This is a genomic window from Chelatococcus sp. HY11 (assembly GCF_018398335.1).
Lineage (GTDB): Bacteria > Pseudomonadota > Alphaproteobacteria > Rhizobiales > Beijerinckiaceae > Chelatococcus.
The window spans coordinates 13,048-25,043 of the sequence record NZ_JAHBRX010000004.1; the positions used below are offsets into that span (position 1 = coordinate 13,048).

The 11,996-nt window shown below is 63.5% G+C and carries 7 protein-coding genes; 4 read left to right on the plus strand and 3 right to left on the minus strand.

Going from position 1 to position 11,996, the window contains the following annotated elements:
• Positions 1–13: 13 nt before the first annotated feature.
• Genes KIO74_RS30435 through KIO74_RS30445 form a run of 3 tightly spaced genes read left to right on the plus strand, consistent with a single transcriptional unit; the run spans position 14 to position 4,888 of the window.
• Positions 14–1,000 carry an HlyD family secretion protein gene (locus KIO74_RS30435; protein WP_213339569.1) on the plus strand — a complete coding sequence of 329 codons (987 nt, stop codon included), beginning with the start codon at positions 14–16 and terminating at the stop codon, positions 998–1,000.
• Positions 990–3,758: a ribosome-associated ATPase/putative transporter RbbA gene (gene rbbA, locus KIO74_RS30440; RefSeq protein ID WP_213339570.1), complete on the plus strand. Its 2,769-nt coding sequence runs from the start codon at positions 990–992 to the stop codon at positions 3,756–3,758. Before KIO74_RS30435 ends, rbbA begins: the two co-directional genes overlap by 11 nt.
• Before the next feature lie 2 nt (positions 3,759–3,760).
• Complete coding sequence (locus KIO74_RS30445) at positions 3,761–4,888, plus strand: ABC transporter permease (RefSeq protein ID WP_034462657.1); 1,128 nt, start codon at positions 3,761–3,763, stop codon at positions 4,886–4,888.
• Between the two features lie 61 nt (positions 4,889–4,949).
• Here KIO74_RS30445 and KIO74_RS30450 read toward each other — a convergent pair whose 3' ends face one another.
• Positions 4,950–6,188, minus strand: coding sequence for an MFS transporter (locus tag KIO74_RS30450; protein ID WP_034462658.1), 1,239 nt, complete (start codon positions 6,186–6,188; stop codon positions 4,950–4,952).
• A 343-nt stretch (positions 6,189–6,531) separates the two neighbouring features.
• Between KIO74_RS30450 and KIO74_RS30455 the strand changes: the two genes are divergently transcribed.
• Positions 6,532–7,839: a type II restriction enzyme NmeDI-related protein gene (locus tag KIO74_RS30455; RefSeq protein ID WP_051443750.1), complete on the plus strand. Its 1,308-nt coding sequence runs from the start codon at positions 6,532–6,534 to the stop codon at positions 7,837–7,839.
• 174 nt (positions 7,840–8,013) lie between these two features.
• Here the strand turns inward: KIO74_RS30455 and KIO74_RS30460 are convergent, their stop codons facing one another.
• On the minus strand, positions 8,014–9,696 hold the full coding sequence (locus KIO74_RS30460; protein WP_206538678.1) for a DUF3141 domain-containing protein: 1,683 nt from the start codon (positions 9,694–9,696) through the stop codon (positions 8,014–8,016).
• A 326-nt stretch (positions 9,697–10,022) separates the two neighbouring features.
• On the minus strand, positions 10,023–11,975 hold the full coding sequence (locus tag KIO74_RS30465) for a heavy metal translocating P-type ATPase (protein ID WP_249731670.1): 1,953 nt from the start codon (positions 11,973–11,975) through the stop codon (positions 10,023–10,025).
• Positions 11,976–11,996: the final 21 nt, after the last annotated feature.

Below are 11,996 nucleotides of genomic sequence, written 5' to 3' on the forward strand. Positions count from 1 at the left end.
AAGGGACCATAAAGTGCGCAGATCGCCTCTTGTCGTCATCGCCGTCTTGGTCGCAACCGCCGCGGGCGGCGGCTATGTCTATTGGCTCGGTACGCAGAACCGGGTTCCGGCAGGCCTGGCCCGAGTGAATGGAAGGATCGAGGTCGAGCGGGTCGACATCACCAGCAAATATGCCGGGCGACTGGCTGAAGTCCTGGTCAACGAGGGCGCGAACGTCAACAAGGGCGACTTGCTTGCCCGGCTCGATACGAGCGAGATCCAGGCCCAGTTGACGGCCGCGCGCGCCGCCGTCCATCGCAGCCATCAGAGCGTCGCCAGCGCGCAAGCGAGTGTTGCCCTGCGCGAGGCTGAACTCAATCTTGCGCAAATCGAACTCCAGCGTGTCGTCGACCTCATGCGAACGAACACTTCGACCCAGGCCGAGCTCGATCGCCGCACGGCGCAACGCGACATTTCAAGAGCGTCTCTGCAGACCGCTAAAGCCGCCGTCGAGGACGCCAAGGCCTCGGTGGAGGTTGCCGAGGCGCAGGTCAGCCAGATCGAAGCCGCCATTGCCGACATGGCGTTGAAGGCCCCGGTATCCGGTCGCGTCGAGTACCGTCTCGCCCGAACCGGCGAGGTCGTCGGCGCCGGGGGGCGCATATTGACGGTCTTCGACCTCTCGGACGCCCATATGACGATCTATCTTCCGACGGCCTCGGCCGGTCGTGTGGCGGTTGGCGCGCAGGCGCGCCTCCTGCTGGACGGCCCGGGCGGCTACATCTTGCCGGCGATCGTGTCGTTCGTTTCGGCCGACGCGCAGTTCACACCGAAATTCGTCGAGACGGCGAATGAGCGCGAGAAGCTGATGTATCGCGTCAAGCTGCATCTCGACCCGGCGCTGGTCGCCTCCGAGCGGGGCTATGTCAAGGCGGGGATGACCGGCAACGCCTATGTTCCGGTGACCCCAGACGCGCTTTGGCCAACCGAACTTGCGCCGAGGCTGCCCGATGGAGGCTGAGCCCGCCACAGCCGTCAGCCTGTCGGGCGTCCAACATGCCTATGGAAAGGTGATCGCTCTTCGCAGTCTGGCTCTGACCATTCCGCGAGGGTGCAAGCTCGCCATCGTCGGGCCGGACGGGGTCGGCAAGTCGACCTTGCTCGGCTTGATCGCGGGGGTTCGCCGCATTCAGCGCGGTTCGGTCAATGTGCTGGGCGGCGACATGGCTTCGGCGGCGCACCGCCGCGAGGCCGCGCCCCGCATCGCCTATATGCCGCAAGGGCTCGGACGCAATCTCTACCCGACCTTGTCGGTCTACGAGAACATCGACTTCTTCGCCCGGCTGTACAGCCAGCCGGACGATAGTCGGCGTCGGCGCATCGACGAGCTCATGCGGGTCACCGGGCTGTTTCCGTTCGCCGATCGCCCGGCGGGAAAGCTCTCCGGCGGGATGAAGCAGAAGCTCGGGCTGTGTTGCGCGCTGGTTCATGATCCCGATCTCCTCATTCTGGACGAACCGACGACCGGCATCGACCCGTTGTCCCGCCGCCAGTTCTGGACGTTGATCGGACGTATCCAGGCCGAGAGGCCGACCATGACGGTGATCGTGGCGACCGCGTACATGGAGGAGGCTGGCGCCTTTGATCGCATCGTGGCAATCGACGATGGCGCGATCATTGCGGACGGGAGCCAGGCAGAACTGCTTGCGCGCGCCGGCGCCACCACTCTCGAACAGGCCTATATCGAGCTACAGCGTCCGGAACGGCGCGGGGCGCGCGCGGCGCCGTCCGTGCCGCATCTCGAACCCGACGGCGGACCGCCGGCCATCGTGGCCGAAGGCCTGACCATGCGCTTTGGCGATTTCACCGCGGTCGATCATGTCAGCTTTCGCATCGAGCGCGGCGAGATCTTCGGCTTCCTCGGCTCCAATGGCTGCGGCAAGACGACGACGATGAAGATGTTGACCGGGCTGCTTCCGGCGACCGAAGGTCATGCCGAGCTCCTGGGCAAGGCGGTCGATGCGCGCGACATCTCGACGAGGACGCGGATCGGCTACGTCTCGCAATCTTTTTCGCTTTACGAAGAGCTGACCGTGCGCGGCAATCTCGAGCTGCACGGACGACTGTGCGGCATCGGCGGCAAGGTGCTGCGTGAGCGGGTGGATGAGGCCTTGTCACGCTTCGAGCTCGGCAAGGTCGCCGAGACGCTGCCGGACGCCTTGCCCTTGGGCATGCGCCAACGCCTTCAACTGGCGGCGGCATGCCTGCACCGGCCGGACGTCCTGATCCTGGACGAGCCCACCTCGGGCGTCGATCCGGCGGCTCGCGACCGCTTCTGGAGCCTTCTGCTCGAGATGTCGCGCCGCGACGGGGTGACGATCTTCATCTCGACGCATTTCATGAACGAGGCCGAGCGCTGCGACCGCGTCTCTCTCATGCATGCGGGCCGCGTGCTGGCGGTCGGCGCGCCACGTGAGCTCCAGGCCGCACGTGAGGCCGCAAGCCTGGAGGATGCCTTCGTCGCCTATTTGGAAGATGCGGCGGGTACGGGTGCTGGCGAGCCGTCCGTGAATGATGAAGCGGTTGGCGTGGTCGAGCCGACCTTAGTGAGGCTGAATAGCAATGCCGAGGTGGCGCAAACGCCGCGCCTTGCTTCGATGAAGCGGATCTGGACGTTTGCACGCCGGGAGGCGCTCGAGCTCAGCCGGGATCGCATCCGGCTGGCCTTCGCGCTGATCGGTCCGCTGCTGCTGATGGCGGCGTTCGGCTACGGGATATCGTTTGATATCGAAGGTTTGCGTTACGCGGCGCTCGACCGTGACCAATCTTTGGAAAGCCGGGCGTTTCTCGACCAGTTCTCGAACTCGCGGTACTTCGTCGAGCAGGCACGTCTGAACGACGATGTCGAGATCGACCGGCGACTGCGCGCCGGCGAGCTGAAATTCGCCATCGACGTCCCACCCGGCTTCGGCCGCGACCTTTTGCAGGGCCACAGGCCCGAGGTCGGCTTCTGGCTCGACGGCGGCAATACCTTCCCCGCCGAGACCGCGCGCGCCTACATTCTTGGAACGCTTCAGACCTACGCTGGCGAGCTGGCGCGCGCCGCCAATCGCGGCAACGGACTGCCAGCCGAGACGCTGCGGGTGGAGCCGCGCTTTCGTTACAATCAGGATTTCCGTTCCGTCTTCGCGATCACGCCGGGATCGATCATGCTGCTGCTCATCATCTTCCCGGCGATGCTGACCGCCCTCGGGGTCGTGCGGGAGAAGGAGATGGGGTCGATCGCGAATGTCTATGCGTCGCCGGCGACGGTCGGCGAGTATCTGCTCGGCAAGCAGCTCCCTTATGTTGTGATCGGCGTCCTGAGCTATCTCAGCCTGCTGGCTTTCGCCGGTGGCGTGCTGGGCGTCGTGCCGAAGGGCTCGCTGCTGGCGCTCTCGCTCGCGGCCCTGGTCTATGTCTACGCCGCGACGGCATTCGGGCTTCTCGTGTCCGCCTTCGTCTCGACCCAGGTCGCCGCGATCTTCGGCACCGCGATCCTGACGGCGATGACCGCAGCGCATTATTCGGGCTTCCTGATCCCGGCCTCCTCGCTCGAGGGGCCGGGCCGCATCATGGGCCTCTCCTTCCCGCCGCTTTGGTTCCAGACCATCAGCCTCGGCGTGTTCGCCAAGGGCCTCGACACGCCAGCGTTCGCCCGCGAGCTTCTGGTGCTGGCGGCGTTCGCGCTTGGATTCCTGCTGCTGGCGCGGCTCTTGATCCGCAAGCAGGGGGCGTAGCGATGCGGCGCTGGATCGAAAACGCCTTCCGTCTCGGCGTCAAGGAATTCGCCAGTCTGTCGCGCGATGTCGTGATGGTGGTGCTCATCGGCTACGTCTTCACCTTCGCTGTCTATTCCGAAGCGACAGCGATGCGAACCGACGTCAATGACGCCAAGGTGGCCGTCATCGACGGCGATCGCTCGACCCTCTCGGGCCGGATCAAGGACGCGCTGCGGCCTCCCTATTTTCGGCCGGCGGTCGAGATCGACCGCTCGAGCCTCGACGGCTTGATGGACAAGGGCGCTTTCACGTTCGTTCTCGACATTCCGCATGGTCTGGAAGCCGATTTTCTCGCCGGACGCAACCCGACCGTTCAGGTCAATGTCGATGCCACCAGCATCTCACAGGCCGGCGTCGGCACCGCCTATATCCAGGAGATCGTCGCGCAGGAGACAACACGCTTCCTCAAGCAGGCCCCCGTCGAGACGCTCGCCCCGGTCAAGCCGGTGATCCGCGCGATGTTCAACCCGAACCTCGAAGCCATCAGCTTCACGGCCAGCATGGGCGTCATCAACAATGTCACCATCCTCGCCATCATTCTGGTCGGCGCCGCGGTGATGCGGGAACGGGAGCATGGCACAATCGAGCATCTTCTGGTTATGCCGGTGAGCGCCAGTGAGATCATCGCCGGCAAGATCTGGGCAAACGGGCTGGTCATATTGCTGGCAGCCGCGTTCTCGCTTCACGTCGTGGTCGAGGTTGTCCTGCGCACACAGATCGTCGGCTCGATCGAGCTGTTTCTTGCCGGAACGGCCATCTATCTCTTCGCTGTGACGTCGCTCGGCATCCTCCTCGCCACCGTCGCGAACTCCATGCCGCAATTCGCGCTGCTCTCCATCCCGGTCTTCGTGCTCATGTTCCTGCTGTCCGGCTCCTTCACGCCGTTCGAGAGCATGCCGCGCGCCCTGCAGCTGATTATGGACCTTTCGCCGTCCACGCATTTCGTGCGCTTCGCTCAAGCGGTACTTTACCGGGGTGCTGGCGGTGATGTCGTCTGGCGCGATCTTCTGGTCATGGCAGGGCTCGGCGCGGGGTTCGTGTCGGTTGCTCTTTACCGCTTCAAAGCTATGCTCGCGCGCCCGTCGTGACGATCGGCCTCGAGGGTGCGACGCGCGGGTCGAGGCTTGTCCGCATGGGACTCGACGGCAGCTAGCGACTTGCTGTCGGTTCCGGCATGAGAAGGCGGGGCAGACGTATGCAGGCCAACAGTGTGGCCAGGATGAGCAATGCAGCGAGGAGAAAGCTCGCATCGGGCAGGACCGGCAAATTGAACAGCGCGCCGCCTGCGACCGATCCCAGGGCCTGGCCGAGACTGGCAGCGGCAGTCATGCGACCGAGCTGTGCGCCCTGGCTTGTCGGAATGCCAAAGGAAGACCAGTAGGTGGCGACCGGCGACAGCAGGCCGGCGCTCGCTGCCACCAGTGCGACTGCAACCGACATCAAAACAGACGTGTTAACGACCGAAACGACGACCAGCCCGATGGCAAGCGTCGCCAAACCAGGCGCAATGAACCAGCGCGTGAACTCTGGCTTGATGAGAGGCGAGAATACCAAGGCTTGCACGACCGCCATCACCAGGCTGCACTCGGCAAACATGATGCCGATATGCGCAGCGTCGAGACCAAGGTCCTTGCCGCGCAGCGCCAGTCCGACTTCGAAGACGCCAATTGCGAGGGCCGTCACCAGCGCGATCGCGAGGAGCCGCAGCATGGCGGGCCGTTCGATCTGCGCGGTGTCGGGCGTCACATCGACGTTGTCGCGGCGCGAGCCCGAGGGAAGCAGGATCACCACCGACACGGCTGCGATCACGGCCAGCCCTGTCGCCGAGAGCAGCGGCATCGCAAGAGAGCGATCGGGTGAGAAAATCCAGACTCTGCCAGCGACACGCATCGCCAGCCCACCGAGCAGAGGCCCGATGAAGAAGCCGGCGGTGCCCGCTATATTGATCAGCGCGAAGCGATGGGCGCGCCATTCTTTCGACGGCGCATAGTCGCCGATGAGCGCATAGGCGACAGGTGTGATAGCGGCGGCGAATAAGCCGCCGAGAAAGCGGCCGAGATAGAGAAGCGGGAGACTTTCCGTGACGGCAAAGAATCCGGTGGTCACCGCGAAACCCAGAAGGCCGACCAGGATGATCGGCTTGCGCCCGCACCGATCGGAAATCCGTCCCCAGATCGGAGCGCCGATGAAGATCGCGATGATGTACGCGCCCGTCAGTAGCCCCGTATGCCATGACAAGGCCTGTGGCGTGCTCGCGCCGGCGATCTGCTCGATCAGGAAAGGCAAGATCGGCAGAGCGACGCCATAGCCGACCGTGATCGCGAACATTGCCACCAGCACCGCCGAAAGCCCGCGCCAACCGAGGCTCTCCGGTTCAGTTGCAGCCATGGCACAGAGCCGATCTTGTATGAGAACACCGGTCGCGCTCTGCGCCTGACGCGGCTCTTGCAATTTCTAGGTGGGCGAACAGCCAATTGAGCTGCAAAGCGTTCGACACCATTTCATCCACGCCCTTCGACGAGACGTCGCGCGCGAGCCGACCAGCGGGGCGCCAAGGGCTTGACGAGCGACCGAAGCTTCGAGCTAGACTTGGGATTCAACGAAGTCTTTAATCCGCATCAAGCTTTTAGCCGACATCGTCGTTTGTTCGTGCTCCAGACGACGATCAGCCATGCTAGGTACAAGAATCGATGTCTGGCGCTAGCCTGACCGGGGAAGAGCGTCCGACACCATGTCCGAAGCCTTGTTATCGTCTGTTCCCGTACCTCACGCCGACCTGTTGCGCGAGCTGATCCGACGCTGGCGCGATGACCCAGGCGCAACCTACCGCTCGTGGTTCTTGTGGGACGAGCGACTGAAGAACTTCCGCTCGATACGGCGCGGTCTGCAGGTGGTGGTCGCCGAAATCGAAGCAGGTCGTTTCGGCGTCGCCTATCGAGGTTCGTCGCTCGAAACGGTAGTTCATTCGATCGCCGAGCAACGCCAGATATTCAAAGGTGCGGACCATGCCTGGCTGTGGAAGCCGAAGCTGCGCATCCCCGACATCTACGAAAGTCCAGAAAACCAACGCGCGTTCGGACGATTGCTCGACAACTGCTCATGTTGCGACACCGCCGAGGAGGTCATAGGTCACATCCGGGCGATCGATCAGCGCAAGATCAAGGGATTGGGACCTGCCGCCGCCAATCTTCTCTACTTCCTGCATCCGACCCTGATCCCGCCGTTCAACACTGCCATCGTCAACGGCTACAACGCCGTGAGCGGCGCCAAGGTAAAGCTCGGTTCATGGGACCACTTCCTGGCGATGCGCGCCGGTATCCTCGATCTCAACGACTGCTACCGCGACCTTCTATCCAATGACCTAGGCGCGATCGGCGGATTCTTGTTCGACGTCGGCTCGGGGCGTTACCCCGCCCCGCCGCTCGATCAAGAGGGCTCTGCCGCCCGCGACTGGCTGGGCCAGCTGGAGCAGGCGCGCGCTGAGGCAAGCCGCCTCGACAAGGCGGTGGCAGCGCAGGGCGAGACCGATCGCACCCATGCGGAGATTCAGGCATGGTTGCGCGATCTCGGTCTTGCGCTTGGCCATGACGTGTGGATCGCCGCCAACGATCGCGGCCGGCTTCATCAGGGCGTTCCCTTAGGCCAAGGGTGCCTAGAGCGGTTACCCGATGCCATCGCAACTTCGCCTGGCGCGGACTCGATCCGGCTGATCGACGTGCTGTGGCTCTCCAAAGGCGGAGGCGTCGCGGCCGCCTTCGAGGTCGAACACTCGACATCGATCTACTCGGGAATCGTCCGCATGCTTGACTTGGCATTGTCGGGCGGCGACCTGCACGCGACCGCAGGTCTGTTCCTGGTCGCGCCGGACGCGCGTGAGGCAGACGTCCGTGCCCAGCTCCGCCGGCCGGCGTTCAGCCGGATCGCCGATCTGGATTTCGCCTACCTCTCCTATGGCGAGCTTGAGAGGAACAAAGACGCGATCGCCCGCTTCGGGTCAGACCTCAAAGCAATCAGAGCCATAGCGAGTCCGCTTCGCTGACGCGAGAGCCGTCGCGCGTCGTCCTGGCCAGGCTGTTGTGGAATGCCGCCCTTTGCTGGCGGTGGTCCCGACCCTACGAAAGGACGTGTCCGATGAGCATACCTGCAAAGGCGGGACATCAGAGCCACATCGATTCAACATCGATCCGATTTATCGAACTGCCGGACCCAAGACCTAGTAGTCGTAGAGCCCACGAAAAGCCCGCTCCTGTGCGCTGTCCCGCGTCTCGCGGGCCATCTCGATGGCTGCTTGCATCTGTTCGCTCAAGGTACGCTCCGCAGCACGCATGGGATTGTCCATGGCCGCGGGAAGCCGCTTCGCGCGAACTTCGTCGGCAAGCCTTGCGATCACATGCATCCACGGTGAAAACTTTTCGGAGAGCATATAACGGCTGGTCCGCATCGGATGAAGCCATCGCAGCACCTCGGCCGACCACGGCGTGGTCATGGCCTGAACCCACGGGCTGACGAAGTTGCTGTAGAGCGTCTCGTTCGCCTGCGACAATTGTCGCACGCGTTCAAAGGCTTTCCGCGGATTGTCGAAGGCCAAGTCTTCGACGCGCCGCTCTTCGAAGGAAACGCTGTATTGCGGTTTGCGACAGTCAGGATCGTTGGTCGGGTTGGAGATCTTCATCTCGTAGAGGCCGGGCGGAAGGTTCACGACGTCATCGAGGCTCTCCAGGATGGCGCGGTGTTCCAAACGCGCGACCGACGCTGAAACGAAGATACCTAGATGCCCCACGCGGGGATCGGTCATGAAGACAATTCTCTGGCCTGCCTCCTTCAAAGCATCTGTGGTCTTGTAGACGGCCTTAAGCCAGGCCAGAGCCTGATGGGGCGGCGTGATGTTGTCGCCGTAGGAGGCAAAGATCACCAGCGGGCTCTTCAGACTACGCAGATCGATCCTCACCGCGTCACCGAGCTCAAGCGTGCCCTGCTCAAGCTCGTTGCCAATAAAGAGATGATCGACGATCTCGACCATCTCTTGTCGGCTGAAGCTATACCACGCGTTCCACCAGCGCTCGAATTCGAGGAACCGCTTCTCTTCATGATCGACGTCTAGGTAGAGACTTGCGTATTTGTCCCAGATCGCCGCCTCGGGTTTGAGTGTTTCAAAGTTCTGGACGAGCCAGGCGCCGTCAAAGCGGCCATCCCCAAGATCGCCAACGAAGTGCGTGAGCCAGCTCCCGCCGAGCAGGCCGCCGGCGAGCCGCATGGGATTCGCCCCGGACTCGCCTGCCCAATAGGAGAGGGGCGAGCCGTTGAGGACGATCGGGCCGACTGGCGCTCGGCAATGAATAGCGACCAGCATGGCGGCCCACCCAGCCTGGCAATTTCCGTACAGCACGGGCTTCTTGCCGGGATGTCGCGCGATCACCTCGTCGACAAAGTGGTGCATCGCATGGAGGACATCGATGAGCCTTTGATGCGGGCTCGGCGCCGGAAAGAAGCTGACGAAGTAGACCGGAAACCCTTCGTGCAGAGCCATGCCGATTTCGGATTCGCGCTTGAAGCCGCCGATGCCCGGCCCGTGTCCGGCGCGCGGATCCATGATGATGACAGGGGGCTTGGAATCGTCGACGCATGCGTCCGCGTGCTCGGTGTCGGCGGTCGTGATCCGGAGGAGCGCATAATTCGCTGGGCGTTCGAATCGCCTCGCATCCAGCAGCATTTCGTACTGGAAGGTGAGCACCGGCGGCATGCCGGCTTCCTCGTGCTCCAGCATGGTGTTGGCCCGCTTTCTCAGCACGTCCCAAAACAGGACCGAGCGCTGCCAGGCGTCGATCGGATAAGCCCATATCCCGGCGGGGTCGAACAGCGTGCTCGCAGCTTGGCTGGACGGCGCCGGATCGCGCATGTCGGCGCGCGGGGAGAGCAATGCAGGAAGAGCCGCCGTCCCGGATTGGGCCAGTGGCGCGCCTTGCTGGCGTTCCGCAGGGATAGTGACTGGCATCGGAAACTCCTCACACATGGCGCGTGCCGCACGCGCTCCTGATCTCACGCCGCGCTGAGCATCTTGTCCTCGACGGACCATTAGGGTTCACGGTCGGGCGCCGCAGCGCCGCCGGTTCTTCGCGCCAGCTTCTCAGGACCCAGACCTTGGTCTGTCCCCTTTCGGTTGCGTCCGATGGAGGATTAACAGCCCCGGCCATCCTTTTCGGATGGCCGGTTTGCAGAAGCCCATTATCCTTGCCTGCGGTAAAAGCGCAGGAACTGCGCATTGATGGCGACAATGATGGTGCTGGCGGACATGAAGACCGCAGCGACGGCCGGCGTCATCAGGAAGCCGGTGCCGAAGGTAATCCCGGCGGCCATCGGAATCGCCACGGTGTTGTAACCCGTCGCCCAGATGAGGTTCTGCACCATCTTGCGGTAGGTGGCGCGGGACAGTCCCAGAATGGCCGCGACGTCGCGCGGATCGCTCTTCACGAGCACGACATCCGCGGACTCGACCGCAACATCCGTGCCGGCACCGATGGCGACGCCGAGGTCCGCCTGAACCAGCGCTGGCGCATCATTGACGCCATCACCGACCATCGCAACCGAGAGCCCGCGGGCCTGCAGTTCCTTGATCTTGTCGGACTTCTGGTCGGGCAGCACCTCTGCGAAATACTCCGCGATGCCAAGTTCCTTCGAGACGCTCTCGGCGACGCCCTTCGCATCGCCCGTCAACATAACCGGCTTGATGCCAAGCCGCGTCAGCTCGGAGATCGCGTCCTTGGATTCCGGCCGGACGATGTCGGCGAGTGCGAAGAGTGCCCGCGGTGCGCCATCCCTCAGCAGCGCTACCACCGTCTTGCCCTGAGCTTCGAGTTGCTTGAGCTTGTCGTGCGTGACGGGCTTGCCCTGCCGGGCGAGATGGCCGGGGCTGACGATACGGATGTCTTGGCCATCGACTTTCGCGACAATGCCTTCGCCTGTGATGTTGCTCACCTCGCTGGCCTTGGGAATGGTCAGGTTCCTGCGCTTGGCCTCGGCGACGATGCCGTGAGCGATAGGGTGTTCCGATTGATTTTCCGCTGCCGCGGCAAATGTGAGTTCCGTGTTCTCGTCCCCATCAGCAAGTAGGACAATGTCGCTAACCCCGAAGCGGCCTTCCGTCAGCGTGCCGGTCTTGTCCAGCACGACAGCGTCGAGATTGCGTGCCCGCTCGAACGCGGCGCGGTCGCGGATGAGTAGGCCGTTGCTGGCGCTCAGCGATGTGCTGACGGCGACCACCAGCGGCACGGCAAGCCCAAGGGCATGCGGGCAAGCCACGACCATCACGGTGACCATGCGTTCCAGTGCGAACTCAAGCGGCGCGCCGAGCCAAAGCCACCAGACGAACAGCGTTCCGAAGCCGACGACCAGGGCAATGTAGGTCAGCCAGGCGGCCGCCCTGTTGGCGATATCCTGTGTCCGCGAACGCGTCGCCTGGGCTTTTTTCACCAGATCGATGACCTGGGCGAGATAGGTCGCGTCACCTGTCTTGGTCACTTTGATGGTCACGGCGTTGGCGCCGTTGATCGCCCCGCCGATCGCCGTTGCACCGACCGTCTTGGTGACGGGACGCGATTCGCCCGTCAGCATGGCTTCGTTGAAGCCTGACGATCCCTCGACGATTTCTCCGTCAACCGGCACCTTGGCGCCCGGGCGGACGATGACGCGGTCACCCGGCTTCAAATCCGTGATCGATACATCGTGCGTCGTGCCGTCGGGATCGATGCGTGTGGCGTGGTCAGGCAACAGCCGGACTAGCTCCTCCAATGCGCGCGACGCACCCATCACCGAGCGCATCTCGACCCAATGGCCGAGCAGCATGATGGCGATAAGCGTGACGAGCTCCCAGTAGAACGCCTCGCCCGGGAAACCGAATGTGACCGCCGCCGAGAAGAAATACGCCGCCGAGATCGCCATCGCGATGAGCGTCATCATCCCGGGCTGTCCCTTGCGGAGCTCGGAGAAGAAGCCGGTTAAGAACGGCCAGCCGCCGTAGAGATAGGCGATGGTCGACAGCGCGAAGAGGACCAGCCCGTCACCTGGGAAGGACAGGACATCCGTGAGACCGAGCCAATCCCGGATCATCGGCGAAAGCACCAGCACCGGAGGCGTCAGGATCAGGGTGACCCAGAATCGACGGCGGAAATCTGCGACCATGGCTCCGTGGTCGTGACCAGC